This window comes from Vibrio sp. CCB-PB317, assembly GCF_022808245.1.
GTDB classification, from domain to species: Bacteria; Pseudomonadota; Gammaproteobacteria; order Enterobacterales; family Vibrionaceae; genus Vibrio; species Vibrio diabolicus.
Genome location: NZ_JALGNU010000002.1, coordinates 79425 through 105788, shown reverse-complemented (window position 1 = coordinate 105788; position 26364 = coordinate 79425). Strand labels below are relative to the sequence as shown.

General features: G+C 45.3%; 27 protein-coding genes. 13 read left to right on the top strand and 14 right to left on the bottom strand.

Annotation, left to right across the window (positions count from 1 at the left end):
* Positions 1-93: 93 nt before the first annotated feature.
* Genes MTR11_RS09680 through MTR11_RS09670 form a run of 3 tightly spaced genes read right to left on the bottom strand, consistent with a single transcriptional unit; the run spans position 94 to position 2149 of the window.
* Entirely contained in the window at positions 94-924 is an 831-nt protein-coding gene (locus tag MTR11_RS09680) for a hypothetical protein (protein ID WP_085344468.1), read from the bottom strand.
* Positions 924-1781: an ABC transporter ATP-binding protein gene (locus MTR11_RS09675; RefSeq protein ID WP_150917316.1), complete on the bottom strand. Its 858-nt coding sequence runs from the start codon at positions 1779-1781 to the stop codon at positions 924-926. The genes MTR11_RS09680 and MTR11_RS09675 overlap by 1 nt, the downstream gene beginning before the upstream one ends.
* The gene (locus MTR11_RS09670; protein ID WP_085344466.1) at positions 1778-2149 is read right to left on the bottom strand and encodes a GntR family transcriptional regulator; all 372 of its coding nucleotides are present in this window, start codon (positions 2147-2149) and stop codon (positions 1778-1780) included. The genes MTR11_RS09675 and MTR11_RS09670 overlap by 4 nt, the downstream gene beginning before the upstream one ends.
* Before the next feature lie 415 nt (positions 2150-2564).
* Here MTR11_RS09670 and gltS point away from each other — a divergent pair, with 415 nt between their 5' ends.
* On the top strand, positions 2565-3791 hold the full coding sequence (gene gltS, locus MTR11_RS09665; RefSeq protein ID WP_006740924.1) for a sodium/glutamate symporter: 1227 nt from the start codon (positions 2565-2567) through the stop codon (positions 3789-3791).
* Positions 3792-3948: 157 nt separating this feature from the next.
* Positions 3949-4815, top strand: coding sequence for a glycerol kinase (locus MTR11_RS09660; RefSeq protein WP_139059720.1), 867 nt, complete (start codon positions 3949-3951; stop codon positions 4813-4815).
* 91 nt (positions 4816-4906) lie between these two features.
* On the opposite strand, the gene nagB is transcribed toward MTR11_RS09660, so the two are convergent.
* The gene (gene nagB, locus MTR11_RS09655) at positions 4907-5707 is read right to left on the bottom strand and encodes a glucosamine-6-phosphate deaminase (protein WP_006740926.1); all 801 of its coding nucleotides are present in this window, start codon (positions 5705-5707) and stop codon (positions 4907-4909) included.
* Between the two features lie 374 nt (positions 5708-6081).
* On the opposite strand from nagB, the gene MTR11_RS09650 reads away from it, so the two are divergent.
* Positions 6082-6333 (top strand): DUF3081 domain-containing protein, encoded by a 252-nt coding sequence (locus tag MTR11_RS09650; protein WP_005392042.1) that lies wholly within the window; start codon positions 6082-6084, stop codon positions 6331-6333.
* 151 nt (positions 6334-6484) lie between these two features.
* Here MTR11_RS09650 and MTR11_RS09645 read toward each other — a convergent pair whose 3' ends face one another.
* Positions 6485-6838 (bottom strand): DUF413 domain-containing protein, encoded by a 354-nt coding sequence (locus MTR11_RS09645; protein WP_005392041.1) that lies wholly within the window; start codon positions 6836-6838, stop codon positions 6485-6487.
* A gap of 148 nt (positions 6839-6986) precedes the next feature.
* Here MTR11_RS09645 and MTR11_RS09640 point away from each other — a divergent pair, with 148 nt between their 5' ends.
* A complete protein-coding gene (locus MTR11_RS09640; protein WP_006740927.1) occupies positions 6987-7880 on the top strand; it encodes a LysR family transcriptional regulator in 894 nt (297 codons plus the stop codon).
* Positions 7881-7961: 81 nt separating this feature from the next.
* Here the strand turns inward: MTR11_RS09640 and MTR11_RS09635 are convergent, their stop codons facing one another.
* The 3 genes from MTR11_RS09635 to MTR11_RS09625 form a co-directional block, all read right to left on the bottom strand.
* Positions 7962-8657: a pirin family protein gene (locus MTR11_RS09635; RefSeq protein WP_243327398.1), complete on the bottom strand. Its 696-nt coding sequence runs from the start codon at positions 8655-8657 to the stop codon at positions 7962-7964.
* 9 nt (positions 8658-8666) lie between these two features.
* Positions 8667-9110, bottom strand: a complete 444-nt coding sequence (locus tag MTR11_RS09630) for a DoxX family protein (RefSeq protein WP_243327397.1) — start codon at positions 9108-9110, stop codon at positions 8667-8669.
* A 329-nt stretch (positions 9111-9439) separates the two neighbouring features.
* A complete protein-coding gene (locus MTR11_RS09625) occupies positions 9440-9643 on the bottom strand; it encodes a hypothetical protein (protein WP_017633816.1) in 204 nt (67 codons plus the stop codon).
* A 194-nt stretch (positions 9644-9837) separates the two neighbouring features.
* Here MTR11_RS09625 and MTR11_RS09620 point away from each other — a divergent pair, with 194 nt between their 5' ends.
* The 3 genes from MTR11_RS09620 to MTR11_RS09610 all read left to right on the top strand — a co-directional run bounded on the left by MTR11_RS09620 (position 9838) and on the right by MTR11_RS09610 (position 12603).
* Positions 9838-11205 carry an AlkA N-terminal domain-containing protein gene (locus MTR11_RS09620; RefSeq protein ID WP_243327396.1) on the top strand — a complete coding sequence of 456 codons (1368 nt, stop codon included), beginning with the start codon at positions 9838-9840 and terminating at the stop codon, positions 11203-11205.
* The gene (locus MTR11_RS09615; protein WP_243327395.1) at positions 11202-11684 is read left to right on the top strand and encodes a methylated-DNA--[protein]-cysteine S-methyltransferase; all 483 of its coding nucleotides are present in this window, start codon (positions 11202-11204) and stop codon (positions 11682-11684) included. Before MTR11_RS09620 ends, MTR11_RS09615 begins: the two co-directional genes overlap by 4 nt.
* A gap of 100 nt (positions 11685-11784) precedes the next feature.
* A complete protein-coding gene (locus MTR11_RS09610; RefSeq protein ID WP_243327394.1) occupies positions 11785-12603 on the top strand; it encodes a hypothetical protein in 819 nt (272 codons plus the stop codon).
* A 79-nt stretch (positions 12604-12682) separates the two neighbouring features.
* Here the strand turns inward: MTR11_RS09610 and MTR11_RS09605 are convergent, their stop codons facing one another.
* On the bottom strand, positions 12683-13291 hold the full coding sequence (locus MTR11_RS09605; protein WP_006740933.1) for a YitT family protein: 609 nt from the start codon (positions 13289-13291) through the stop codon (positions 12683-12685).
* Positions 13292-13492: 201 nt separating this feature from the next.
* Between MTR11_RS09605 and MTR11_RS09600 the strand changes: the two genes are divergently transcribed.
* Positions 13493-13888: a GFA family protein gene (locus MTR11_RS09600; protein ID WP_006740934.1), complete on the top strand. Its 396-nt coding sequence runs from the start codon at positions 13493-13495 to the stop codon at positions 13886-13888.
* Between the two features lie 35 nt (positions 13889-13923).
* Here the strand turns inward: MTR11_RS09600 and nhaD are convergent, their stop codons facing one another.
* Both nhaD and MTR11_RS09590 read right to left on the bottom strand, forming a co-directional pair.
* On the bottom strand, positions 13924-15354 hold the full coding sequence (gene nhaD / locus MTR11_RS09595; RefSeq protein WP_005392020.1) for a sodium:proton antiporter NhaD: 1431 nt from the start codon (positions 15352-15354) through the stop codon (positions 13924-13926).
* Positions 15355-15774: 420 nt separating this feature from the next.
* On the bottom strand, positions 15775-16800 hold the full coding sequence (locus MTR11_RS09590; protein WP_243327393.1) for an acyltransferase: 1026 nt from the start codon (positions 16798-16800) through the stop codon (positions 15775-15777).
* 252 nt (positions 16801-17052) lie between these two features.
* On the opposite strand from MTR11_RS09590, the gene MTR11_RS09585 reads away from it, so the two are divergent.
* Entirely contained in the window at positions 17053-17643 is a 591-nt protein-coding gene (locus MTR11_RS09585; RefSeq protein WP_176319900.1) for a TetR/AcrR family transcriptional regulator, read from the top strand.
* A 129-nt stretch (positions 17644-17772) separates the two neighbouring features.
* Positions 17773-18630 (top strand): alpha/beta fold hydrolase, encoded by an 858-nt coding sequence (locus tag MTR11_RS09580; RefSeq protein WP_005392011.1) that lies wholly within the window; start codon positions 17773-17775, stop codon positions 18628-18630.
* 174 nt (positions 18631-18804) lie between these two features.
* On the opposite strand, the gene MTR11_RS09575 is transcribed toward MTR11_RS09580, so the two are convergent.
* Both MTR11_RS09575 and MTR11_RS09570 read right to left on the bottom strand, forming a co-directional pair.
* Complete coding sequence (locus MTR11_RS09575; protein ID WP_150917298.1) at positions 18805-21351, bottom strand: glycosyl hydrolase family 18 protein; 2547 nt, start codon at positions 21349-21351, stop codon at positions 18805-18807.
* 369 nt (positions 21352-21720) lie between these two features.
* Positions 21721-22224, bottom strand: a complete 504-nt coding sequence (locus MTR11_RS09570; RefSeq protein WP_104972159.1) for a DUF2850 domain-containing protein — start codon at positions 22222-22224, stop codon at positions 21721-21723.
* A gap of 326 nt (positions 22225-22550) precedes the next feature.
* On the opposite strand from MTR11_RS09570, the gene MTR11_RS09565 reads away from it, so the two are divergent.
* Both MTR11_RS09565 and MTR11_RS09560 read left to right on the top strand, forming a co-directional pair.
* A complete protein-coding gene (locus MTR11_RS09565) occupies positions 22551-22835 on the top strand; it encodes a pyrimidine/purine nucleoside phosphorylase (RefSeq protein WP_005392006.1) in 285 nt (94 codons plus the stop codon).
* A gap of 131 nt (positions 22836-22966) precedes the next feature.
* Positions 22967-23248 (top strand): hypothetical protein, encoded by a 282-nt coding sequence (locus MTR11_RS09560; protein ID WP_041853103.1) that lies wholly within the window; start codon positions 22967-22969, stop codon positions 23246-23248.
* Positions 23249-23251: 3 nt separating this feature from the next.
* Here the strand turns inward: MTR11_RS09560 and MTR11_RS09555 are convergent, their stop codons facing one another.
* Entirely contained in the window at positions 23252-24400 is a 1149-nt protein-coding gene (locus tag MTR11_RS09555; RefSeq protein WP_243327392.1) for a GGDEF domain-containing protein, read from the bottom strand.
* A gap of 533 nt (positions 24401-24933) precedes the next feature.
* On the opposite strand from MTR11_RS09555, the gene MTR11_RS09550 reads away from it, so the two are divergent.
* Positions 24934-26274: an MATE family efflux transporter gene (locus tag MTR11_RS09550; protein WP_104970335.1), complete on the top strand. Its 1341-nt coding sequence runs from the start codon at positions 24934-24936 to the stop codon at positions 26272-26274.
* The last annotated feature ends 90 nt before the right edge of the window (positions 26275-26364 follow it).

Here is a 26364-nt window from a genome sequence, read left to right as displayed (position 1 = left end):
TCATGATCTCCTAAGGTCGAAATAAAAACGGTCACAACACAGGTTGTGACCGTTTTTTTATGGCTCGATTTTGACCGTTTATCGAACGACGGATTATTGAATGGTTCGGCTGAACTTGAGACTAGCTGTCCAACCAAGAACGCCGATGAAAGCGTAAATGCCAACGTTTAACCAGCCCGCCTGAGGAATTGCATTAAATGGGCTTGGTGCAACAATGGCGTGCAGTGGAAGGTAAAGCACTTCGGAGAAGAACTGATCTAGGCCGTAATAGCCAAATAGTGCGATTGGCATCCAGCGCAGCGCATAAATGGCGATAAACAAAATGACCAGTGGTGAGTTCACTTTCTGAGAAATAGCCATTGCGGTTAATGCCAGCGGTAACAGTAGAATACCGGCGAATAACATTCTGATTAAAAACTCTCCCCAATGCAGCAGCACGTAACCTAACGAGGCTTGGCGGTACAATAAAGCCAATTGGTGATCGGTAGAGATGTTCAGCAACCACAGCATCAAATCTGCTGCGAGCACAAGCGCCGAGCAAACGAGCGGAATCACCAATAAGCCAAACCCTAGCTTCACTAAGTGAGTTTTTATATCGCTGACCGGCATACTACGCCAAAACATAATACTGCCCTCCGCACGCTCTTTGCGTAGCGTTCTTGGGAAGTATTGAACGGCTAACAAGATAGACAGCAGTCCTGCTCCTCCGGTAATCAACATATTGACGTCATCACCAAGCTCTTTATGAATGTCACTGACATCGCCACCAAAGCTCATTTGGAAAAACATATTGTGTTGTAGAGTGTCGTTACTCATTAAACTGACAAAGAGAATAACTCCACACGCCAACACAAACAGTGGAATACGTAAAACAAGAGGGTTTTCTAACCACTCTTTTTGCAACATCGCGACAACTGAACGCATTACGCTGCCTCCTTCTGCAATGCTAAAAATAGATCCGCTAACTTCACCCCATGGATGGCCCCCATTGTTTCTGCTTGTTGGGCATACTGGGCAGTGAGTAACCATTTCGTTGAACCGAGCCCTTTTTGTGACGACAGTGGGTTCATCGCTTCAATTTGTGTGCGGTATTCGTCGCTGGCCTCAAGGATAAAGTAGTCTTCACTGATACTGTCCATCGAGGTTTGTAGTACAGGGCGGCCATGCTTGAGAATCAGCACATCAGTCAGTAAGTGCTCAATCTCTGATACTTCATGACTGGCGATGATCAACACGCGCTCGCCGTCGTGAAACCATTCCAATAAGTGACGATAAAACGTATCACGATACACGAGATCTAACCCGAGTGTCGGCTCATCCAATATGAGGATTTGAGTGTTAGTCGCGATTACAATCGCGAGGTGCAATTGCACCTTCATCCCTTTGGATAAAGATTTGATGCGTGCACGAGGTTTGATGTCCGTTTGACGAAGCAGCGTATCTGCTTGAGCGCGATTGAACCCTGGATGCACGCCTTCGGTATAGTTAAGCAGTTGAGCGACAGTCATCCAATCTGGCAGAACGTTCACATCCGAGATGTAGGACAAGCTCTGCATTATTTTGTCGCGTTGCATAATGGGTTCAAATCCGTTGATACGAACAGTGCCTTGATATTCATGTGCGCCGAGTAGGGCATTAATAAGCGTTGATTTACCTGCGCCATTATGGCCGAGTAAGCCAAGTACTTGTCCTGCATGTAGGTCGAAACTCACTTCATGCAGTGCTTCTCCTTGTTGCTGATATTGCTTGGAGACGTTTTTTACACTGACTAATGCGCTCATTGGTCACCTTTCAAGTGTGGTTTTAGTTGTTGAATGAATTCGTCGAGTGACATATCCAGACGCTGTATTGTGCCGGCTATCTGCGGAATTTGTTGTTGAAGAAAACGTGCCTTCTCGTCTGCGAGCAATTTTAGTTTTGCCCCTGAAGCGACAAACATACCTTGACCGCGTTTTTTCTCCACTAACCCCTCATCAACAAGCAATTGATAGCCTTTCATGACGGTGAGGTGGTTAATTTTCATATCCGCAGAGATGCTACGAACAGAGGGCAGAGCATCGCCTTCTTGCCAGATACCTTGCAGTATTTGTTGAGTGATCTGGTCAGCCAACTGTCGAAAAATCGGTTGGCGATCATGCCAATTGGTCATGAGTGAATCTCTTGGCTGAAATGGTGTTATATATAGGTATAACACCTAGTGTGCCGGAGAGAAAGTAATAATTTAAAATAAAGCGTATGTACTAGCCTTCGCTTTCCCTAAATATCTACCTATGTGATAGCTATTTTGAAGACTTTATTGTGAACATAAATTAGACACTTCTCATAAGTTGAGAAGTGTTATTTTTCTAATCCAATCAAGGTATTTACCACCAGCTTGGTATTGGTATTCTCATATAATGATAATCAGTGGGATTTTTGGTGCATCCATTTCTTACTTGATGAGAATTTGTGGCAAATACACCCTAGAAAACAAAAGGTTCGAGAGGCAATCTGATTGACTTAGGCACCTATCTCACGTTGAGCGCTTGCTCAATGAATGAGAAAGAGGAGAGTAAAGAGGTCTCATGAATCAGGTAATATCTATCGGCCCACAAGAGTCGTTTCTCGTCGCAATTTGCGTGTTATTTTTAGGGCAGTTCATTAACACCAAATTACCAACCTTAAAGAAATTCAATATCCCAGAGCCAATTGTTGGTGGTCTAGTCGTGGCTTGCGTGATCACGACGATGCACTTAAATGGTGTGGATGTATCATTTGATTTGCCACTGCAAAACACCTTTATGCTGATGTTTTTTGCGACGGTTGGCTTAGCCGCGAATTACACCCAACTTATTAAAGGCGGTGCGAAGGTTTTCATCTTCCTTGTTGTGGCATCGGTCTACATTCTTATCCAAAATGCGGTCGGCGTATCCTTAGCAACCGCATTGGGGTTAGATCCACTCATGGGGTTGATCGCCGGCTCTATTACGCTTTCTGGCGGACATGGAACTGGTGCGGCGTGGTCGCAAACTTTTCAAGAAATGTATGGTTTGCACAATGTCCTAGAAGTGGCGATGGCTTCTGCTACGTTTGGCTTGGTCATGGGCGGGATTATTGGCAGCCCTGTCGCGCAAAAGTTACTCAACAAGCACAACTTAGAATCGGAATACGGACGCACCAACCAAAGCCATCAGAGTTTCCCTGAATTGGTGACCTATAACGAACATGAAGAAGATCGTGTCACGGCGAAAAGAGTCGTCGAAAGCTTATCCATTATTTTACTTTGCGTGACAGGCGCGAGCTATCTGGAGAGTTGGGTGAGCAGTTTTGGCATCAAGTGGTTGATGATCCCAGATTTTGTTTATGCGCTGTTTATTGGTGTTGTCATCACCAACATCATGGAAGTGACCAAGGTGCGCAAGGTTGATTTAGAAACCGTTGATATTCTTGGTACGGTTTCGCTATCGCTGTTCCTTGCCATGGCTCTGATGAGCTTGAAATTGTGGAATATCTTTGATCTTGCGATCCCGTTCCTTATTATTCTTGCTATTCAGTCGGCCGTACTCGCGGTGTTCACTTATTACGTAACATTCCGCATGATGGGCAGTAATTACGATGCCGCGGTGATCGCCAGTGGACACTGTGGTTTCGGTTTAGGTGCCACACCGACTGCGGTCATGAATATGGGCTCTATCGTGAGTCGTTATGGTCCATCACCACAAGCATTTATGGTAGTACCAATTGTCGGTGCATTCTTCATCGACATTGTGAACTTAGTGATTTTGCAAGGCTGCATTGCTTTTATTAAATAGCCCCCGCTTCTTTCAACTTAACATAACAAAGCCAGTCCCTTGAGATTGGCTTTGTTATTTGTAACACGAAATCTAGTTTCTCTGACTTCAAGCCGTGAAATCAATACGTTACTATGATGACATAGTGTTCAGTTCTACAGCAGCATGAGGTACCCACATGTCTGAAAAAATATCGACGTCGGCATTAGCGAAAATGCGCAAGGTTGAAGCCAAGCTGTTGTTTGCCGATCTCAAACGTGCTGGCTACATTGTTCGCCAAGACGAAAAATGGATTCTGACGGAAGAAGGCGCCAAGTTTGGCGGCGAGTATGTGGATCACCCTAAATTTGGCCAGTTCATCGTCTGGCCGACCAATTTACATATTGAGCTGACTTCCAGCTCAGGGAAAACATTAAGCGCCACGCAGCTGGGTGAAAAGCTGAAACTGAATGCGAAGCGCATGAACCAACTGTTGAGTGAGTTGGGGTGGATCGCCAAATCTGAAGAAGGTTGGAGTGTCACTGAAGCTGGTATACGCGCTGGTGGCCAGCAAAGAACCGATAAAGAGACACAAAATACCTTTGTCGTATGGCACGATGTGGTGCTGCGTAATAAGCGTCTTAAGCAGTCTGTCATTGAATTTTTAGGGCAAGATGCGGAGTCACACTCCACGGATAAATCGTACTCAAGCTTTCGCCAAAAGTTTGAAGCCAAACACCGAACATTAGATGGGCATTACGTGCGCTCTAAGGGGGAGTTGCTCATCGACAACTGGCTGTACTTGGCTGGTGTGGTGCACGCTTATGAGCGTCAACTGCCGATTGACCAAGATGTCACCAGTGATTTTTATTTGCCAGGCGGTAAAGTCTATTTACAGTTTTGGGGAAGTGATACTGGGGAGATGGCTGAGGCTGACCGTGAGACCATTCGTACTGTTTATGAGCAGCATCATTTCAACCTTATCGAAGTCGAACCGAGTGAACTAGACAAGTTAGATGAAGTGCTGCCTAAGCGTCTTCGTCAGTTTGGTATTAAAGCTTATTAACGACTTAAGCTCGCTGTTCAGATAAGAAAAAACCCGTGATCAATCACGGGTTTCGTATTTTTAGCGTGCATCTAGGCTGTCATCCTATGGATTAAAAACCTTTGATGTTTTCCGCTTCTAGCTCCGAGAAGTACTTCACAGTCTTCACTTTCAGTTCTTGTTGAGCTGGCTCGTCACATACGATCACTGCTTTAGGGTGAAGTTGAAGTGCAGAAACCGTCCATAGGTGGTTTACACAACCTTCTACTGCTGCTTCAAGTGCTTGAGCTTTGTTATGACCTGTTACCAGAATCATCACTTCTTCTGCGTCTAGCAGTGTACCCACACCGATAGTCAGTGCGTATTTAGGCACTTGGTTGATATCGCCGTCAAAAAAGCGAGAGTTCGCAATGCGAGTGTCTTCAGTCAGTGTCTTGATACGAGTACGAGAAGACAGAGATGACGCTGGCTCGTTGAACGCGATGTGACCGTCGTTACCCACGCCGCCCATGAACAGGTTGATCTTGCCGTAAGACTTAATTTTGTCTTCGTAACGCTTACATTCTGCGTCGTGATCGTCAGTGTTACCGTTCAGTAGGTTGATGTTTTCTTCTTGGATATCAATGTGATTAAAGAAGTTGTTGTACATGAACGAGCGGTAAGACTCTGGGTGATCTGCAGGGATGCCAATGTACTCATCCATGTTGAAAGTCACGACGTTTTTGAAGCTCACTTCGCCGGCTTGGTAAAGCTCGATTAGGGCTTTGTAGGTTGCTAGAGGAGTGCCACCAGTTGGTAGACCCAGAACGAATGGACGCTCAGCAGTAGGTTTAAAGTCGTTTATACGCTTAGCGATATGCGCAGCTGCCCACTTACCTACTTGTGCTGCTCGAGTTAACGGGATAAGTCTCATTTTGTGCCCCTAGTTATTGGAATTTACGATGTACCGAAACATTAATTCGCATTATAAAATAAGTAATGACGAACTGCTATTGTTTTAGGTCAAAATTTTGCTTTTTCTTTAACCAGTGTTGATTTTATCGACTGTTTTTATATCTAAATGCTTTTATAAGCCGATTTTTTACAAAGAAATTGCATTATGAAACTGACGAATTGATAGATAAAATTTATGATCTAAATTAAGTTCTGTCTTCGCACTTAACCTTGTTTTTTAACAACCTACAGAGTGTGAAATCGCACACGAACTTCAAATATTATGGGATGGACATGGCACGACGCTCATTCCTTAACCATAATTGAAATGTGTAAACCAGTGAGGAATTCGGTATGAAAAATGAGTTAGATCCGAGCAAAGTACTACAGGCTTACGAATGTGTGATGAACAACGGTACACCAACCGAATTTGGCAAAATGTATGAAGGTGTAGAAGCGTTTTCCGATTACGACGGGTACAACGTTTTCTTACGAGGGAATGGTGTTGAGCTAAAGGTTGGCTTCCACAATACCTATCAATTGGAGTACGACCAAGAGCACTTGAAAGAGAGCTTTTTGAAAAAGATCGCGATGCTTGCCAAGTAGACTAGCACTAAATACTAAAAAAGCCCTTGGGAGAACGCGCCCTTGGGCTTTAGGAGAAGAAATGAGCTTGTTTTGCTCGCTCAGTCAAACCAAACGAGCTTTCGCCTACTGCCTACTGCTAGAAAAAGGCGAGAATTAGTTTATTTGGTTATTAATCGTCTTCGACCAAACTCTCTTCAATGTAATCTTCTGTCGCGTCAGGCTTATTACGACCATTTAGCGTGTGGAAGCGCTTGCGACCACGAGCAAGTTGGGTGTACTTTAGCCACGTACGCTCAAGTTTTGTTTTTGCTTTGCCTGGGTTTTCTAGCACCTTGATGAAGTGTTTCTCTTCGCTATTTTCAGGTGTTAATTCGCCTGACTCTAAGCCAAGCATAGTATCCCCATAAATTGTTAGGATTTCCTCTTCCGAGAGAGTAAAATCGCCAGACTTTGCAAAGCCGCGTGGGAATTTTACGTTGTCGTAAAAACGTTTTTTGCCATGACGGAATTCAGTGTCAGACATGTCAACAGCCTCTGTAACCGTTATTGATGAATGTAGTGAACTACGGCGAAAATTAGGCGTAAAGCTAACAAAAGAAAAACAAAACTTTTTTGTCGTCATGATTTTAATTAGTTGTTAATCTGGTTTTATATTAACCAGGAGATGGTTTATGGATGTAAAAGTCTTTCGAACATTTTTAGAGCTGGCAAGGGTTCGTCACTTCGGACGCGCCGCTGAGAATCTTTATATTACCCAAGCTGCAGTGAGCGCACGTATCAAACAATTGGAAAGTTACTTCGATACGCAATTGTTTATTCGTGATCGAAATAACATAAAGTTGACCTCTGCAGGTGAGCGCTTAATCAGTTATGCAGAGGTGATGGTCACCACATTGCAACAAGCGAAGCTAGAGTTATCGCTTGAAGATGGCAAAGCGCTGCAATTAACGTTAGGCGGTACGCCAAATATTTGGGACGCTTACTTGCAGAACTGTTTAAGTGTCGTCACAGATTCATTTGGTGGTTATGGCTTCATGGCAGAAGTAATGGGGCGGGAAATGCTCAGTCGCAGCTTGCTAGAGCGCACGTTAGATATGGCATTTGCGTTCGACCAAATCAAAGCTGATGAGCTTAACTGCAAAAAAGTGGCCGATGTTGTTCTCGTTCTGGTATCGACTGAGAAAGACTCTTTAGACACCGTTTTTGAAAACAAATACGTGTATGTGGATTGGGGAACGCGCTTCTCATCAGAACATTCTGAACGTCACCCTAAGATCCCGGCTCCGTATCTGCGCACGTCAACGGCGCGCATTGCATTGGACTTTATTTTGGAGAAGGGCGGTGCCGCTTACTTACCCATCTCTCTGGTAGAGCCTTTTATCGCCAATGGGCAGCTTCACAAGGTGTCTGGCGTAGAAGATTGGTATCGCCCTATCTATTTGAGCTATCGTAAAGCTAGCTCGTCGGTAGACGCGATTAAGCAAGTGGAAGAAATTGTTAAAGAGATTGATCCACTGACGGCTTACAGTTTTCAGCAAATTGGTTCCGGCACTTCCGACGAATAGCGTTGAGTGAAAAGTCAGAGAAATTAAAAAGCCGCCTTGGAAAATCCAGGCGGCTTTCTTTTTATCTCGATGAATCGATAGTTATGGCAAGTCAAATAGCAGGGCGGTTGTGCTCTTGTTTGATGTATTGCGTAAAACAACCTTACTTTGCTGTTCGACCTTCGCGCCGTCGCCCGCCGTCAAGGTGGTATTGTCGATGCTAAGGCTTCCCGTTACTTGGTGAACGAATAAGTTTCTACCCGATTCTATCTCAAAGTTAAGTTCGCTATTTGGTTCAAGAATTAACTGATGTAATGTGGCATCTTGCTTAATAAGTAGCGTACCGTTTTCTCCTGTTGGAGTCGCGATAGTTGTTAGTCCAGGCGTGCGACCAAAGTCTTTTTGCTGATAACCTGGTTTGGTTCCAAATGTATTTGGCTGAATCCAAATTTGTAGGAAGCGCAGCGTGTCGCGGTTCGACGCATTGTACTCACTGTGGTAAATCCCTTTCCCTGCCGACATGAGTTGGAATTCCCCGGCAGGTAATGTTTTCACGTTACCTTCGCTGTCTTTGTGCGCGATAACACCTTCCAGCACATAGCTGATGATCTCCATATCACGATGGCCATGTGTATCAAAACCTGCGCCAGGTTGGACTACATCGTCATTAATGACTCTCAGCTCAGAAAAGCCCATATATTGTGGATCGTAATAGCTACCGAAAGAAAACGTATGTTTGCTATCAAGCCAGCCAAAGTTTGCTCGACCTCGGTCTGCTGCAAGTCTTACCGTAATCATAAGGCCTCCCTAAGAGAGTTTTTTGTGCAAGAAGTTATCTAGCGCGACCTTACCTGCGCCAGAAAACGCCAGTGAAACACTTGCTGCCAGTAAAGCTAAGCCAAACTCGTAACCGTTGTTTGCCATGAACAGGCCATTTTCAAAGTGGACAGAGAATATCGCTACCACCATCGTGAACGCTAAAGCAACGGCTGCTGGGCGAGTTAGCAGACCAAGTAAAATGAACAAGCCGCCAAAGAACTCTGCGCTGCCAGCAAGGAATGCCATTAGCACGCCAGGACCTAAACCGATGGATGCCATCCACTGACCTGTACCTTCTAACCCATAGCCACCAAACCAACCAAACAGTTTTTGTGCGCCGTGCGCCATAAAGATAATGCCGATTGGAATGCGAAGTGATAGTGCGCTGTAACCTGCGTTTGAAGTGGTGATTTTCTGTAATAGTGCTTTCATGATTCTGTCCTCTGACTCTTTTCAATGAGTGGGAAGCGTGTGCTCCCGTGCTGTTGAGAACAGTTTAGGTGGCGGTGAGAATAAAAATAACGGGAGTATTTTGATAAACTCGTTCTAAAAAATTGAATAATGGATTTTTGTTATTTTTAATCAGTTGCTTGAGTGTTTTTTATGAGTTTTTTTATGCCAGTTTTGTCGTGTTTTAAATCAGGTTCCATCATTATTTTCGATAAACATTTTTGCTGTTAAACAAAAAAAAAAGAGCACAGGTTGCTGTGCTCTATTGCTTTCGCTATTAACAAGGGAGAAAGGTGTGTTAAAGAAAACCGTCAGAGGTTCATTAAGCTCTCTAGTGACTCCTCTACATTGTTGTAGTGATAGGTTCGAATATTACGCCCATCCGTGGCATTAATTTGAATTTCTGAGATCTCGTTATCTGAGTCTCGTTCGATAATTCCAATTGAATGATCTACGGATTTACTGGTAATAACCTTTTGGTTTCTTAGTACAATTACGCAAGTGTGTAAGTCCATGCCAATTCCCTTTAGCCGACGTTGTTGTGATGTTCTGAATCTAACTTTAGTGTACAAAAGCGCTAATGCCAATAAATCTCAATATTGAGTTCCGAAAATGGCTAATGGTAGGCGCTTAAGCAAGCTACAATAACATTATATTGAACGATGCCTATGAACAATAAATGACAAAAGGCATGAGCAAGGAAAGCACTATGTTTATTCACCCCCATACCTCACTGACTTTCGAGCAGTGTCATAAGGCGCGAGTCGCGCGAGACAGCCGCTTTGATGGGCGATTTTATGTGGCTGTGAAAACAACGGGGATCTTTTGTCGCCCAATTTGTCCGGCTAATTTACCTAAAGAAGAAAATGTAGAGTACTTCACCGATAAAGCGCAAGCTCTCCAAGCGGGGTACCGTCCTTGTTTGCGTTGTCGACCTGATAGCGCGCCGGGTTCTTGGGCATGGAAAGGCGTAGAAACGACCTTTCAACGAGCGATTTCGTTAATTGATCGAGGGGAACTGCATCATCACTCGGTGTCTGAGCTAGCAGAGCGTGTTGGGATTTCTGATCGTTACTTACGTATGTTGTTTGAGCAGTATCTAGGGATGTCACCCAAGCAGTATGCGCAATATCAGCAACTAATGTTCGCCAAACAGTTGCTTCACTCCAGCTCTATGTCGGTCACGGAAGTAGGCTTCGCCGCCGGTTTTAATAGTACACGCCGCTTTAACGATGCTTTCCAAAAGTTTCTCAAACTGACGCCTTCTCAAGTCCGTCGCAAAGAGTTTGACGGTATGGGTAGCAATCGAATTGCCTTGCCTTATCGAGGTGAATTGAATTGGCAGCACATGCTGAACTTCTACCGTTTACGAGCGATTGAGGGGGTTGAGCTGGTGAGTGATGAGAGTTATCAGCGCAACGTTTGTCTGGATACCAGTAAAGCATGGTTTAAAGCGACCAAAGGTGAAGGGTACCTAGAGCTAGCGTTTGAAATTGAAGATGTAACGAAGCTGCAAAACTTGGTGTCTGACATTCGTCGTATGTTCGATCTTGACGCCGATATTTGTACTGTTGAGCAGCATTTGGATTATGTTGCACCAGGGCTTGTGTCGAGTAAAGGTATTCGGATTCCTGGTGTATGGAATGCATGGGAGGCTGGAGTTCGAGCGATTTTAGGCCAACAAGTGTCGGTTAAAGCGGCGATTGGTCAACTTAACTTATTGGTGACCACACTTAGTGGAGAGTCAGAAAAACGCTTTTTCCCGACACCAGATGCGATAGCTAATACCGACGTGAGCTTTTTGCGCATGCCGCAAAGCCGTAAAGAGACGCTAGTGCGCTTCGCCCAGTTCATGCAGGACAACTCAGAAACCGACCCCCAGCAGTGGCTAGCTTTGAAAGGCATTGGACCTTGGACAGTCAGTTATGCTCAACTGCGAGGGCAATCTCAACCCGATTGCTTTTTAGATAAAGACTTGGTGGTGAAAAAGGCGATGCAGCGTTACCCATCACTGAATATGCACACTGCGGCCCCTTGGGGAAGCTACGCGACGTTTCACTTATGGAATCAATCATGAAAACATTTTATACCGAAATGCCGAGCCCATTAGGAACGGTAACCATCCAATCTAACACTGAGGGCTTGCTTGGCATTTGGTTTGAAACATGCACCACTAAGCCGAGTGAACTGGGAGCGCGAGACGATCAACACCCGATTTTGCGCCAAGCTGTTACCCAGTTGAATGAATATTTTTCTGGCCTACGTAATGAATTTGAGCTGCCTTTGGCGGCTACAGGCACGGATTTTCAAAATCAAGTTTGGCAGGCACTAACGACCATTCCATACGGCGAGACGTGGAGCTATCAAGATCTCGCCAACGCGATTGGCAACTCTAAAGCTGTGCGCGCTGTTGGGTTGGCAAACGGAAAAAACCCTATTTCTATCGTGGTGCCTTGTCATCGCGTTATTGGCAAAAGCGGTAAATTGACAGGGTATGCTGGTGGAGTAGAGCGCAAGCAACGTTTACTTGCGTTGGAGCAAGGTACACCACTTTAAGTGAGGCGATTCTCATATTGTGATTAAGCGAGCTACACAGGGGAAACGATAGTGTAGAGTTTCATATTCGTTATACGAATAGAAAAAGGATAATAAGGACATGCCTTTCAAAACGGATTTTGATGCATTCATGAGTGAGTGTTGGCAGCATCACGAAGCACAGCCCGAACAAACTTATGCTCAATTGGAAACGGCTCTGAGTGAGGTGGAAAACGTTAGCCACATCGAGCGAATATTCGCATTGATGCTGCACACCGCGATTGGGCACCTCCAGCGTCCAGAACCGTTTCTTGCTTGTTTAGAGCGCTTTGATAAACGCAATGTTGCCGAGAGTTCGGCATTGCAACGCAGTATTGCCGTTGCGCGCTACTTCGTAGATGGCACTGACAATATGGAATTATTGGAAGAGCAAGAACAACGCCGAGTTTACGCTCTGATTTCGAATGAACTTTCTGCGCTTGCTCAGCTTGAACTGGCGAGCCAATGGCTGGAGAAAGCCGCGCTAGGTATGACACCACAAGATGCTGAAGGGCCGCTAGCGCGCTCTATCGCAATCACGGCAAACAACTTGGCGTGTCAGTATGAAGCGCTGGCTGAGCGCACGGATATGGAAAAATCGAGGATGCTAGAAGCGGCGAAGCTCGCGTTGGATTACTGGAAAGTGGCGGGTGGTTGGATGCAAGAAGAACGTGCTGAGTATCGCTTAGCGATGAGTTTACTCAAAGCGGGTGAAGCCGGACAAGCCAAGCAGCATGCCGAGCGCTGCGAAGCCATTTGTCAGCAAAATGGTGGTGACGCGTTTGAGCTGTTCCATGCGCATGATTTGCTGATGCAAGTGCACTTCCATCTTAGCCAGAAATATAAAGCTCAAGTGGATGTGGGGATGCAGCAATACTGCACAACGAGTTCGTTGACATGATCTCAACGTTGAATAAAAAAGCCCCGAGCGAATGGCTCGGGGCTCATATTTTGTAAGTTCACTCATTACACGATGTTGATTATGCTATTTGCGCTTTTGCCTGGTATCGTCCTGGTTTATGGTTCATCGCCAAAATCAAGTTTGTCGCCACGGCACCTAGGACGGATAGAGCGATAAGGTGCACATCCACAATGAACAGCGACATCACTACGATGGCACAATCGAGCGCCATCTGAACTTTACCAGCTCGAATCCCAAAACGTTCCTGAAGGTACAACGCTAGAATGTTAAAACCGCCTAAACTCATCTTGTGACGGAAAATCACCAACATACCTATTCCAATTAACCCACCACCTAGAAGTGCTGCATAGAAAGGTTCGATTCGTGAAATTTCAATCACATGGTGCAGATGATCGACCGCAAAAGAAACAATCGAGACCGCAATGAAAGTATTAATGGTGAAGCGCCATCCCATGCGCATTACAGACAAAATATAAAAAGGGAGGTTGAGAGCGAAAAATATCTGACCAAAGCTGAAGTCACTCACTTTGGTAAGGAAGATCGCCAAACCAGCCGTACCGCCGGTGAGCAATCCTACTTTGCTGAAAAATATTACCCCAAGCGACACTAACGCACTGCCGAGCGTCAGAGCCAAGAGGTTCTCTCTTAGGCTATGATCTTTATCCATAAAATTTTTTCCTTGGTTTAAAAACCGCGCCGGAGACAACACGTCCATCCAACGAGATAAACAGTTGCCAAAATAGCAACTAACAAATCGGCCAATAAAATGTCGCGAAAAGTGATGAATGTCGAGTTTTTGGACAAGATTGTGCTGATGCTAGCCTGTTTAACATAATGTACACAGGTAGAAAAACAACAAGGAAAAGTTATGATTAAGAAAGTCGGCACTACCCAAATCAACGCATTACATCGACTGAGTTGTCACTGCGGAAAAGTTGAGCTGGAACTTGCATTACCTAATGGTATTGAGAAGCCGAGACGATGTGATTGCTCCATGTGTCGACGTCGCGGCGCGATTGTGGCATCTGTGCCTCTGAATGGTATTCGTATCGTGCAAGGCGAAGACGTTTTGAAGCTGTATCAGTTTAACACTCGCACAGCGAAGCACTTTTTCTGTGGCGAATGTGGTATTTATACGCACCATCAGCGTCGCTCTGACCCGAGTGAATACGGCTACAATGTCGGCTGTTTAGAGGGCGTCAACCCATATGAATTGGGAACTATCGAAGTGATGGATGGCGTTAACCACCCATCAGACCGTTAGGCCGCATAGCAAGTGATGAACGTGAGTTGCGGTGCTTAGGTAAATAAACCGCTATTCATCCACAAGTGTACCGCAATACTGGCCGCATAACCCAAGGCGATGACGGGAGCCCATTTTAGGTGGCCAAAGAAGGTATATTGACCACGCGCGGCTCCCATTAATGCGACACCTGCCGCAGAGCCAATTGAAAGCAAGCTGCCCCCCACACCCGCAGTCAATGTGACAAGTAACCAGTTCCCCATCGACATGCTTGGTTCCATAGTCAGTACAGCAAACATAACCGGAATGTTATCGACGATGGCAGATAGAACACCAACCATCACGTTGGCCCAGACAGGGTTCCATTGGTTGTACATGACGTTTGAAACCAGTTCTAGATAGCCAAGTAAGCTCAAACCGCCGACACACATCACTACGCCGTAGAAGAACAGCAAGGTATCCCATTCTGCGCGAGATACACGGTGGAACACGTCAAACGGAACGACTGAACCTAAGCGTTTTAATGCGTGATCGTCGCCATTGGCAATTGCCATGGCCGCTTTTTTTGCCAAGGAATGTTTGAGTGTTTGGCGTAAGAAGTAGCCGAAAAATTGTAAGTAGGCCAAGCCCATCATCATGCCCATAACTGGTGGGAAGTGCAGCAAAGCGTGGAAAGAGACTGCGGTGGCAATCGTCAGAATGAATAGTGCGACAATACGTCTCGCGCCGCGTTTCAGTTCTACGTGTTGGTGAATCGTATTCGGTTTGGTGTTTGGAACAAAGAGTGACATCAAAAACGCAGGAACCAAATAGTTCACCAGTGACGGGACGAATAACGGGATGAATTCAGCAAAGCTGACATGCCCGGCTTGCCACACCATCAGGGTCGTAATGTCACCAAATGGGCTGAATGCACCGCCAGCGTTGGCAGCGATAACAATGTTGATACAGGCAAGATTCACGAATCTAGGATTATCACCAGAGACTTTCATCACCACAGCGCACATCAAGAGGGCTGTGGTTAAGTTATCGGCAATCGGTGAAATAATAAAGGCGAGAAACCCCGTCAGCCAAAACAGCTTTTTGAAGCCAAAGCCTTTGCCGACCATCCACGCCTGTAAGGCATCGAAGAGTTTGCGCTCTTCCATAGCATTGATGTAAGTCATCGCTACTAACAAAAACAGCAGCAGTTCCGCGTATTCCAACAAGTTGTGCTCTAGTGCGGATTTGGCGATTTCTGGCTGGTTGTGTTGAGCAAAGGTGTAGCCAATTAGAATCCAAATTAACCCTGCAGCGAGCAGCACAGGCTTGGATTTTCTCATTTTCAGATACTCTTCCAACATAACCAGTATGTAAGCAATCGAAAAGATAATGAGAGCCGCGTAACCGACACCAGAATTAACAAGGTTCAGTTCATTGGTGGGGGCAGCAAAGGTGGCGCTAGAGAACAACAAACAGCAGAAAGCTACAATTGGATAGATTGGCATAGACATTTCTCCTTTGTCTGGTTGGAGAAATATTAGCCACAAATTAATGAGTTAGTTGTGAGAGAGCTCGAATTAACAGTAGGAGTTAGGAAATGATAGTGTGCGCCACTATTTTCTGAGTGACGCAATGCTTGCTGCGCCAAATAAAACCACAGCGGCATACAAACCGTAAGTTAACCAATGGCTAATCTCTAAAAAAGGAACGAGTCCTTGACCTGCCCACATACAGCCTCCGTTTAATGAGCAATGTTGTAATAGTCGAGCCAATTTAAAGGAAATGAACAATGTTTTTTGTGAGTGACGGCAAATTCTGAAGGATTAGAAAGTCAAAAATTGGTCAGTGAGAGAGAAATCTCATTTTTAACTGGCTAGCTCTAACCCTTTTGAGCTAGAGCTAGCTATATCGAGCGCTGAATGGATTTAGCGCAGCAGCCATTTTCTCAACGGCGAAGCCTCAATTGCTTTCACAAGTATTATGGTTGCGACAATCGTTGCAGGATAAATAAATGCGTCTTTCGCGAGGTGTTGCAACCCGATAAATTCAGCGACATTCATCATAATAATTATCACAAGCAGATGGCTAACATAAATGCCTAACACGCTAGGAGATAGTTTGAATACCCAAGGCATATCGCCAAAATGTGGGTGGACTAAGAGCCACATGAAGACACCCACGGCCCAGATAACAGTACCAAACAGGAAGTCGTGAGAATTAAAAGCGACCTCGTGTTGCATTAGCCAATAAGCTTCACCAAAATGCAGCGCCGTACCAAGAAGAATGCATCGAATCGTATTGTTTCGCGACCATCGCCACTGCTCTTCTCGTGCTAGATAACCCAGTGTTACCAGCAACGTACTGAAAAACGGCCCATTACGAGTAAAGAAAGGCGCTGGCAGATCGGTAATGGTCGAATAACTGCCAGCAAACACGCCGTATATGTATAGCAATACGGCGGTTGGCAGTACCAATTGAGCCATATTGATATGCACGAGGAAGGCAATTAAGGCAACGGCAATGACCAGAGCTGGAATAAACCACAGGTGAACGAGCCCGCCTTCGACGAGTGAATTGAGCGGGGTCGACATTAAGTAGCCCCAGTAGCCCTGCCTTTCGGCGAGATACCCCGCCTCAGCGACAGTTTGCCACTGGAATGGCATCAATAAACTGAGCACGCTCCAAATGAGCCAAACCTTCATCAGTGGTTTGGCGTAGTTTTTTAGTGTTTCGATAGGTGCGCGGCTTAACTTGGGCTGGATAAGATAACCAGAAATGAGAAAAAACAGTGGCACAGCAAAACGAGCCAATTGGTTGAGCATATAGCCAACCCACGGTATTCCATCCCATTGCCAGTATGTCAGGGCCATCTGGCAGTGCAATCCTATAATTGCAAACATCGCAATAATACGCGCAAACTCTAAGCTGGCTATTTTTTGTTTCTTTGCCATTACATTACTTACCTAAATAAAAAAAACTTAGGTGAAAGTAGCAGGTTGTGGCTGAATTAATGCGTGAAAAAGTCAACAGACTCGCGCTTACACTGAAGCTGTGTTTAAATTTAAGACTTACTTCAAACTTCTTAATTATTAACCCATTAACCAACTCAATACGTGATTAGCGAGTCGAAAATGACACTAATGTATGGTTAGACCAGTTAACTCTAGATTGCAAAAAAGAACGATCGTGCTAAAAATAAGATTATGCAAAAAGGAAAAGTGACAAAAGAGTTTATTCTGCAACGGGCTTTTGAGATCGCCAGCGAAGACGGATTAGAAAGTCTTACGATTGGTGAGTTAGCCAAGCAATGCGGTATGTCGAAAAGTGGTCTGTTTGCTCACTTCAATTCGAAGTTGAATTTACAACTATCGGTATTGGAGCACGCCAATAAAGTGTTCGCTGCTCGGGTTATTGAGCCTGTTCGTGAAGCAGGGGATGGCAATATCGAACGTAAAATTCGAGGGTTGCTCGACTCTTGGATGACTTGGAACCACGCATTTCAAGGAAGTTGTATGTTTCTAGACGCTTGGAATGACACGGCAGATAAAGATTGCCCACTTCAGGCCGGACTGCGTAAATCCATAGACACTTGGCTGAGCTATTTGGAGATCCAAATAGCGAAAGGCAAAGAGAAGCAAGAATTTGCAGCAGACTTAGATACACGCCAAGCAACGTTTGATTTATACGGTCTTTATTTGAGTGCGCATGTTTTTTACTCAATTAAAGGTGAGGAAGAAAGCTTGCGCCTGTTTTGGCAAGGGATCGACAACTTATTTTCTCGCTGGAAAGGCTGATACCAGTTATTCGCTTTCCAGATTTGTAGACATAAAATCATAAAGAGCGGCTGAGTTCGCTCTTTCTTATCAGCATAAAAAGCACGACCGTTCTATTTTTGTGCGTAGCTGATAGTTAAGGACATAATCATGAGTGAAAAAATTTACTTTAATACATCGCAACGTTTCAGTATTAAGCGCAGTTTGGTGAACATCAGTACGCGTTTACACCATACGCTGGCCCCTTCCCATGCAAAGAATACCGCGCGTAAGTTGCTCCTGACACCTGCTCGCACAGCACCTAAAAACACCGAACCTCAAGGACTTGCCAAAGGTGAAATTAAAGGACATGCAGGCATTATCAAAACCTACACTTTGGGCTCTGGACCTATTTGGGTGTTAACTCATGGTTGGTCTGGCACCGCAAGTCAGTTTTATCCGTTGATGGAACATATTGCGTCGAAAGGTTTCACCGCTTTGGCATACGATCATCCAGCACATGGTGAGAGTGAAGGGCAGTATGGGCACATTCCGGGTTTTGTCAAAGGGTTAGAAGATGTGTTAGATACGGTAGACGATATTGTTGGTCTAGTTGGGCACAGCATGGGCACCGCTTCTGCTCTTGAGTGCCGACATAGCAAATTAGAAAACAAGCCTTTACTGCTTATTGCACCGGTATTGAATTACGTAGAGAACCTATTCGGTAGCATTGCGCGTTCAGGTTATTCGATGAAGCTTTTTAATGCCGTAGTTTCTGAAGTTGAAGATCAATTTGGTTACCCATTACAGTCAATTGATCCGCTGAAGCGTTTGGCTGAGCGCTCGTCTCCAGCCATCATTGTTCATGATGAGCAGGATAAGTTCACTAAGTACAGTATCTCTGCACAAGCCGCTGAAGAGATTGAAAATGTTGAGTTAGTGACAACGCAAGGTCAAGGTCATGGCCGAGTGATGAAGTGTGCACAAGTCTTCAGTAGTTTTGACCGTTTACTCGATCGTTCTTGGTAATCTTCATTCTTACTAATCGGCTCGATCCGTTTTGGGCTAATTCGATTTGAAAGCAATACCTCGGACTGTTTTTCGTCAGTGGTATCGCTTTTCTCATTATGAGATAAAAACAAAAAAGGACAGCCGAAGCTGTCCTTTCATCGTTAACTTTACAGAAAGTCTGCAAGGTTGGGCTTAGTTACAGTTAGCTACGCCAACTTCTTTCCATACGCCCCATTCGCCAGATTGGCTAGGATCGTCACCCTGAGTCCACCATTTCGCTTCCCAAGTTTTACCTGCATGAGTGACTTGGTTGCCGCCTGTGTACACTGCGCTTGCATCCCATGCGTTGTCACAGGTGCCTGGGTTTGGATCGGTGGTATGCTGTGCAACAACAACAGTTGCGCTTGCCGTTGAAGACGCTTTGCCGTCGCTCACACTTACGGTAAAGCTTAGGCTAGTGTCTTGCGGGTATTCAGCAGCAGTGAAAGTTACTTTAGAACCGTCAACCGTTGCGTTCAAACCTTGAGGAAGCGTCCAGTTGAAAGTAAGAGTATCGTTGTCTGCATCGCTAGACGCAGACGCATCTACAACCACAACGTCACCAGCGTTTGCTGTTGCTGGAGCAACAACTTGCGCTACTGGCGCGGTGTTCACAGGGTCAACCACACCTGCTGGCTTCACCGTTACCACAACTAGATCAGATGCCGTTGCACCTTCGTTGTCAGTCACTGTCAGCTTGAAAGTTAATTGCTCCTCAACCGTAACTTCTGCTGCATCAAAGCTTGCTTTCGCAGTGTTGGCGCCTGCTAGTACCACTGCAGTGCCAGATACTTGTTCCCACGCGTAACTCGCGATAGTGCCGTCAGAGTCTTTCGATAGGCTACCATCTAGAACCACACTTGCAGGGCCAGTTACAGATTGATCTGCGCCAGCAGCTGCGGTTGGTTTACGGTTTGGTTGAGGAACCACACCGCCAGCCATACCTTCGTGCATTGCGTTGAGAATGTCACCGTTATCCGCGTCGATTTCCCAAGAGAATAGACCCGCTAGACCTAGAGACTTAGCGTAGCTACCTTTTGCTAGCACTGAGCGATGGTCATCAAATGTGATCAACTCGCCCGTAGTACGGTTCCATACCCATGGTGCTTCTGCTTGGGCATCGTAGCCGTACTCGAAGCCGTTAATGCCAGTGTTGTTTGCACCTAGCATGAATGACTTAATGCCTTTGTAGTCAATTACGCCATCTTCCCAAACACCTTGCGCTGTACTGCCTTTCAGTTTGCCTGTAGCAGTACCTGTCATTGGGTCATTTGGATCGGTTAGCGTATCTGGAGTTACGCCTTCCCAGCCACGACCGTACATTGCTGTACCAAGTACTAGCTTGTTCGCAGGAACGCCTTGAGCAAGAAGAAGCTGGATGCCGTTATCTGCTGTGTAAGCAGGACCTTTGTACGGTTCGCCGTTCTCATCAACGCCACTACCGTCACACTGACCAGGGCGCATGAATGAACCACAGTAAAGCGCAGTTTGGTGACCAGGAACGTTGTTCCAACCGCCATAGAAGTCGTAAGTCATCGCGAAGATGTAGTCCATGTATTGAACCGCATCTGCATAGTCTACGTCTTCAATCTTATCGTAACCGACACCGATAGCTGACGTTAGCTCGTAAGTACGGCCTGTCTCAGCTTCTAATTCATCAAGCATTACGCGCAATTCACGCATCAGTGCGATGTAAGCAGGGCCATCGTTTACAGGGTCACCCTTATCCGCGGCTGCACCGCCGCCACCTGGGAATTCCCAGTCGATATCAACACCGTCGTAGAATTTCCAAGTTTTCAGGAACTTCTTAACCGATGCGACGAATGTGTCTCGGTTTTTCTTGTCCACGAAATCGAAGAATGGGTCAGACAATGTCCAGCCACCGATAGATGGGATGATTTTTAGATCAGGGTTACGTTGTTTCAATGCCATTAGCATTGCGTAGTTACCCTTGATAGGTGTGCTGTATTCATGACCAGCTTGTGGGAAGCTCTTCTGATAAGCAGCCCAAGGGTCGTGGATCACGACTTCGTAGTCAGGCACGCCTGTACAAGCGGTTTGTAGTGCATTGAAGCTGTTGCCGCCAACAGACTTCACAGACTCATTTGGGCCACAAATTGGGATAAAACCGTAAAGGATGTGAGTCAAGTTGTCGACTGGCATGTTATCGACCGTGTAGTCACGACCATAGATACCCCACTCAACAAAATACGTACCCATCACGACGCTTGGATCGGTATTGTACGTTTTGTTGTTTGGATCAACATTCATCGTCAGTGGCTTCAAGTGAGAACCATCGGTATCTGCAATCGTGATTTCAGCTGGTGCGCTTTTCGCACAACCTGTCGCATCACACGCCTCGATTTCCATTTGGTATAGGCCGCCCTGACCATATTCAAATGTCGCTGTTGTTTGGCTACCAGTGATTGGGCCGGTTGCTACTTTTGCACCATCAAAATAGACGTTGTAAGTATCACCTGGCGTGCCACTCCACTGGTTAAACTTAACAGTGATCTTCGCTTGCTCATGGTATTTCACCATGTCGTAGTAGCCTGACGTGGTTTCCATCGCGAGTTCAATTTTAGAAAACTGAAGGTTGTTGGAACCGTACATATCGATACTTGGCGCGGTTGGAGCCGCAACTGCAGCACCTGATAGTGCTAAAGCAACGCCAGCTGCACATAGGTTAAATCGAATCATAACTTCTCTCTCAATCCTTGGATTCATGTTCTACCTAGAACATAGGCTGCTCTTGCACCAGATAAGATGATTGGATTTACTCCATGTGCAAAAGCATCACACTCAGCATTTCAGAGAGTTTTTTTTCGTCAAAAAAAATTAAGACGGTTTTCGAGGCACTTGAGAGAACTTAACTAAAACTCGCACTCTGTTACACAGAAAGTGTCAGACTGAGTCAATAATTTATAAAATCTCAGCAGAAACTAAAATTATTGTTTACTCAGTATCGGGTGGGATAAATGCGATGAATACCTTATTTCATTGTTTATTAAGGTTTTGTTTCATCGAAATAGAAAGAGAATTGAAAGGAGAAATAGCCGTGAAGACGTGCTAGTCACGGCTGAAATGTTCACTTAATGCAGCGCGACGTTTTGAAGCCGCTCCGGTTTCTGAGCCTTGAACGGTATGCTCAAATCCCTTACGGATGAATCGTTGGTCTGGAATAAGAGGCTCAATACGGCGAATCTGAGGTGAAAGGTGAGAGCCCGAGATCTGGTACGCGGTTTTTCCTAATCCAGTGTTCAACGTGATGACCTTTCCATCGAATTCAAATTCTGTCGTGATGAGTCGATGGTTTCGATATACCCCATCCTCTGTGAAAGTCAGACGTTCTGTTTGGTAGGGTGGCGCGCCGATCTCAATCCACTCGCCGTAGACTTTTTCCGGGTCAATATGGTCTTGATAGGATAGGTGGATTTGATAGCTGAAAAACGTCAAAAGACCCACCCCGAAAACGGCAAATGTGCTTTTGAGGACTTTGGATTGGTGGCGAGCCCAAAATGAAAGTTTTGGTTCCTGTCTTGTTTTCCGCCTTCGGCGAGCTGAGTCCGTCATTGGTCTACTTTTCTTCCCTTTTTTAATATGGTGGAAACCTTCCTTCTCAAAAACAAACAATCCCGCGATTAAGACTAAGAAATTATGATCTAATGTCCACTTTTACATTCAGATACACTCTTATTGATGATTTTATTGATTGCTGGCGTTAACTAATTCACCGACTTTATCTCACTAATTACGTCGTCTGGTTAAGCCTAGAAAAAGGTGGCCTCGCTCAGTAGCAAAGGATGTGCTTTATAACGTTGAGCTTAATGGCTTTCAGAGCTTGAGTAACAGGAAGAAACAAGGTAAAAAAGAGCGGACTTTTGATAAGGAAACCAATAATGAGTATTAAGGAAAATAGCTATTTTGCAGGTAGTGTAAAATCACTAGGCTTTAACCAGAATGATCAGGACGTTAGCGTTGGTGTAATGCTTCCTGGTGAATACACGTTCGGCACTCAAGCGCCTGAGCGTATGACGGTTGTAAAAGGTGCGCTTGTGGTCAAGCGTGTCGGCGAAAGTGATTGGACGACTTACCAAAGTGGTGAGTTTTTTGAAGTGGAAGGGAACTCCTCATTTGAGCTTCAAGTGAAAGACGCGACTGCGTATTTATGTGAGTACTTCTAAAGCGTCCTTTTTGCCTGTAACAAAGCCACCTTCGGGTGGTTTTTTCGTCTATGTCCTTCACTTATAACGCATCTTTTGGTTATTTGGGTATATACTTAATAAAAATGTACCCATCGACCAGGGAGGAAGTGATGGCAGTACAACGCAAGCATTCTGATCTCCCTCCTCGTTACGAGGACAAAGATCTCACCAATGAGCAAAGACATCGTTTTACCGAGGTCGCCAATGCAGCCCATAAGAGACGTGAATTCTATCGACGTGCTCTAGGAAAAGGCTTAATGGGCAAAGTGAAGGACCGTGCGTTTAAAGGCCAATTCGGTCGCCAGCAAGATAAGCCAAGCAGAGTGCTGCAAGCTGTGTGGCTAATCGTATTTCTGGTGCTGGGGCTATGGGTGATGCATGTATTCGCTTAACCGTTAGCAAGCTTCTGACACAGCCGGCGTTTCAGAGGCTGACTTCTCTTCGGTATTGCAGTGTTCGTAATACGCGTATTGGTTTTTCCCTGTGTGTTTAGCCGCATACATTGCTTTATCTGCGCACCGAGTCAATTCAGATAAATCCTTCGCATCTTGTTTGTAGATAGCAGCGCCCACACTCATCGTTAACTCGTTAATCATATCGTAGCTTCGGTAGCCTTTTGGGAATAGATTCACAATACGCTTCAAAATGCTGTCGAGGTCATCTTTACTGTTTATGTCGTACAGCATGAGCACAAACTCGTCGCCCGCAAATCGAGCGATGGAGTAGTCGTGTTTGTCTGTTTTTCTATCTTTATGGCGAACATTGTTTTTTAATCGAGTTGCAAAAGCTTGAAGCACTTGGTCACCAATATCGTGCCCGTAGGTATCGTTAATGTGTTTGAAGTTATCAATATCTAGGAAGACCAGAGCAGTGATACTGTCATCAGATGAATGGTTGATCTCATCGAGCTTTGCACGCGCCCAAGTTTCAAAGCTCCAGCGGTTGGCAAGCCCTGTGAGTTGGTCAAAATACGCCAACTCTTCAATCCCTTCACGATAAAGTGTTTGAATGTAGTTGAGGACTTTTGTGTAGTAGTACGAGAATGTGTGACACACAAATGCAGTCGCTATCAAGGTCAGCATAAATCGTCGTTCTATGATGTCACTGGTTGTTGGTAGCCGATCTAAAAAAACGACGCCAAAAAAGATCAGTAAGATATAGGTGCCACTAAACAGCAGACCGACTTTAAACTCATTGATCAGCACCAGAGTGGCGACAATGGGGTATAGCCATAGCAGTTTGCCTGAGGGGGCATCGTTATACAGAAGTAGCAATAACCCTTCGAACATCAAAACTGCACTCAGCCATAGGTCGGCATATTGATGATGTCGTTGAACCTTTATCACATAACTGATACCTAAACAGGCTAAGGCACACAGAGCATGGAAAAAGCTTAAGCCCCAATTATCCTCAAACAATTGAGCAATGGAGCCATAAGTTAAACATGCCGCGGCGATACTGGAGCATAAAAAGACAATTTTCTTTTTTCTTGTTGAGCGGATATCCGCCATTTCCTCTAAGCGTGCTCCAGCCAATGTCGACATTACGTATCCTTGCTTAATTAACGTGTACGCTTATTCTAGGCGGTATTTTAGCGATAAATAGAACAACAAAGTTTCCAAATGTGATGTCAGTCATTTTTAGTATGGGCCTAGAGGTGTGGTTTGGTGAGAGTGCTCAAAGCACAACAAAGGCTTATAAAGTTTTCCATGGCGGATCTTTATGGCTTCAGATGGTTCGATTAATAATTCAAAGTAATGCATTTCCACTGCCGTATTTGCAGGATCTATCCTGACTCAACTCTGTTGGAAGTAGCATGAATGGCGCCTTCTACCTATTGAGCTCATTGTTCGTCAATCGACGATCTCTAAGTTCCGTCAATGAGTTTTTCGTTGTGAAAAAGCATTAGAAATATTTTTCCGAAACAGAGCGAAATATTGTTGTCGTTGTGACCAATATGCGACTAGAATCCGCGCTAAATCACGACCTCATATCGAGCTTCATTCGAGTTACTCTTTTTCCAAACTGCTTCACACATTTTGTGAGGCAGTTTTTAGTTGTAGGAAAGGTTAAAAACATGCCTAAAAGCCAAAACATCAACCAACGAATGTCCATCGTGGCATTGGCTTGGCCGATTCTTGTCGAAATTTTGCTACGGACGGCTTTAGGAACCAGTGACGTGTTCATGCTGAGTGGCTACTCGGACAAAGCCGTATCCGCTGTTGGTGTGATCACGCAGATTACCTTTTTCTTAATCATCGTTTCGACGTTTGTCAGCAGCGGAACGGGGATTTTGATTGCCCAATACAACGGCGCTGGGCGCGAGCAAGAGTCTGTGAACGTCGGCGTTGCAAGTATTGCGCTGTCCGTGATTGTCGGTGCATTCTTGAGTGTGATTGCTGTGCTTGGCGCGATATTCCTGCTCCCGTATTACGGTTTGGAGGCACAAGTCGAGCAATACGCACGTGAATATCTGCTGATCAGCGGTGCGATGACGTTTAACGTTACGATTGGCGTTGTTTTTACAACTATTTTGCGTAGCCATGGCTATTCACGCTCTCCAATGGTGGTGAACTTGATCTCTGGTGTGTTCAACATCATTGGTAACTACATTGCGCTTTACCAGCCATTTGGTTTACCTGTGTATGGTGTGCAAGGTGTAGCAATAGCAACCGTCGTCAGCCAAGTCATCGGTACGTTAATGTTATGGTTTATTCTCGCTCGCAGCAGCATTGAACTACCGATGTCGACCATGAAACAAGTGCCCGCAGAGATTTACAAAAAGATCTTAAAAATCGGCGGCATGAACGCGGGTGAAGTGCTGTCTTATAACGTGGCGCAAATCTGCATTGTGTACTTTGTGGTGCAAATGGGGACGGCATCGTTGGCGGCTTTCACTTATGCACAAAACATAGCCCGTTTCTCGTTTGCTTTCGCATTGGCAATTGGTCAGGCAGCGCAAATTCAGACTGGTTACTACATCGGTAAAGGTTGGGTGAGCAGCATTTTAAAACGCGTACAAATCTACTTCTTAGTGGGATTTGTGGCATCAACGGCGGCAACCACACTGATTTACCTGTTTAGAGAAGAGATTCTGCGCGTATTTACCGATCAACCGGAAATACTCGCATTGGCAGGCTCGTTAGTCATGGGCTCAATTTTGCTCGAGGCCGGACGTGTGTTTAACCTGATTTTTATCGCGGGGCTCAAAGGCGCGGGTGACATCAAGTTCCCAGTGCAAATGGGGATTTTGAGTATGTGGGGACTAGGCGTGTTTTTCTCCTACATCTTTGGCATCCACATGGGTTATGGCGTTTTAGGGGCTTGGATGGCAATCGCTCTCGATGAATGGGTGCGTGGTATCATCATGGCAAGGCGTTGGCGCTCTCAGGTGTGGACCAAGTTTAAGGTGAGCTAACGGTTTTCGGTATCGCGCATCACGCTTATTCTGTTGTTAGAAACCCAAAAAGGCACTGTTAGTCAGTGCCTTTTTGTTATTTAAAATCTG

What these genes read in the sequence shown, in the direction of transcription:
- MTR11_RS09580 (WP_005392011.1), top strand. Translation starts at nt 17,773, where the DNA reads ATGAGTGAAAAAATTTACTTTAATACATCGCAACGTTTCAGTATTAAG.
- nagB (WP_006740926.1), bottom strand. Translation starts at nt 5,707, where the DNA reads ATGAGACTTATCCCGTTAACTCGAGCAGCACAAGTAGGTAAGTGGGCA.
- MTR11_RS09630 (WP_243327397.1), bottom strand. Translation starts at nt 9,110, where the DNA reads ATGAAAGCACTATTACAGAAAATCACCACTTCAAACGCAGGTTACAGC.
- MTR11_RS09605 (WP_006740933.1), bottom strand. Translation starts at nt 13,291, where the DNA reads ATGGATAAAGATCATAGCCTAAGAGAGAACCTCTTGGCTCTGACGCTC.
- MTR11_RS09635 (WP_243327398.1), bottom strand. Translation starts at nt 8,657, where the DNA reads ATGATTACGGTAAGACTTGCAGCAGACCGAGGTCGAGCAAACTTTGGC.
- MTR11_RS09550 (WP_104970335.1), top strand. Translation starts at nt 24,934, where the DNA reads ATGCCTAAAAGCCAAAACATCAACCAACGAATGTCCATCGTGGCATTG.
- MTR11_RS09570 (WP_104972159.1), bottom strand. Translation starts at nt 22,224, where the DNA reads ATGACGGACTCAGCTCGCCGAAGGCGGAAAACAAGACAGGAACCAAAA.
- MTR11_RS09615 (WP_243327395.1), top strand. Translation starts at nt 11,202, where the DNA reads ATGAAAACATTTTATACCGAAATGCCGAGCCCATTAGGAACGGTAACC.
- MTR11_RS09670 (WP_085344466.1), bottom strand. Translation starts at nt 2,149, where the DNA reads ATGACCAATTGGCATGATCGCCAACCGATTTTTCGACAGTTGGCTGAC.
- MTR11_RS09565 (WP_005392006.1), top strand. Translation starts at nt 22,551, where the DNA reads ATGAGTATTAAGGAAAATAGCTATTTTGCAGGTAGTGTAAAATCACTA.
- MTR11_RS09560 (WP_041853103.1), top strand. Translation starts at nt 22,967, where the DNA reads ATGGCAGTACAACGCAAGCATTCTGATCTCCCTCCTCGTTACGAGGAC.
- MTR11_RS09640 (WP_006740927.1), top strand. Translation starts at nt 6,987, where the DNA reads ATGGATGTAAAAGTCTTTCGAACATTTTTAGAGCTGGCAAGGGTTCGT.
- MTR11_RS09645 (WP_005392041.1), bottom strand. Translation starts at nt 6,838, where the DNA reads ATGTCTGACACTGAATTCCGTCATGGCAAAAAACGTTTTTACGACAAC.
- MTR11_RS09680 (WP_085344468.1), bottom strand. Translation starts at nt 924, where the DNA reads ATGCGTTCAGTTGTCGCGATGTTGCAAAAAGAGTGGTTAGAAAACCCT.
- MTR11_RS09620 (WP_243327396.1), top strand. Translation starts at nt 9,838, where the DNA reads ATGTTTATTCACCCCCATACCTCACTGACTTTCGAGCAGTGTCATAAG.
- MTR11_RS09590 (WP_243327393.1), bottom strand. Translation starts at nt 16,800, where the DNA reads ATGGCAAAGAAACAAAAAATAGCCAGCTTAGAGTTTGCGCGTATTATT.
- MTR11_RS09660 (WP_139059720.1), top strand. Translation starts at nt 3,949, where the DNA reads ATGTCTGAAAAAATATCGACGTCGGCATTAGCGAAAATGCGCAAGGTT.
- MTR11_RS09610 (WP_243327394.1), top strand. Translation starts at nt 11,785, where the DNA reads ATGCCTTTCAAAACGGATTTTGATGCATTCATGAGTGAGTGTTGGCAG.
- MTR11_RS09600 (WP_006740934.1), top strand. Translation starts at nt 13,493, where the DNA reads ATGATTAAGAAAGTCGGCACTACCCAAATCAACGCATTACATCGACTG.
- MTR11_RS09650 (WP_005392042.1), top strand. Translation starts at nt 6,082, where the DNA reads ATGAAAAATGAGTTAGATCCGAGCAAAGTACTACAGGCTTACGAATGT.
- MTR11_RS09625 (WP_017633816.1), bottom strand. Translation starts at nt 9,643, where the DNA reads ATGGACTTACACACTTGCGTAATTGTACTAAGAAACCAAAAGGTTATT.
- gltS (WP_006740924.1), top strand. Translation starts at nt 2,565, where the DNA reads ATGAATCAGGTAATATCTATCGGCCCACAAGAGTCGTTTCTCGTCGCA.
- nhaD (WP_005392020.1), bottom strand. Translation starts at nt 15,354, where the DNA reads ATGCCAATCTATCCAATTGTAGCTTTCTGCTGTTTGTTGTTCTCTAGC.
- MTR11_RS09575 (WP_150917298.1), bottom strand. Translation starts at nt 21,351, where the DNA reads ATGATTCGATTTAACCTATGTGCAGCTGGCGTTGCTTTAGCACTATCA.
- MTR11_RS09675 (WP_150917316.1), bottom strand. Translation starts at nt 1,781, where the DNA reads ATGAGCGCATTAGTCAGTGTAAAAAACGTCTCCAAGCAATATCAGCAA.
- MTR11_RS09555 (WP_243327392.1), bottom strand. Translation starts at nt 24,400, where the DNA reads ATGTCGACATTGGCTGGAGCACGCTTAGAGGAAATGGCGGATATCCGC.
- MTR11_RS09585 (WP_176319900.1), top strand. Translation starts at nt 17,053, where the DNA reads ATGCAAAAAGGAAAAGTGACAAAAGAGTTTATTCTGCAACGGGCTTTT.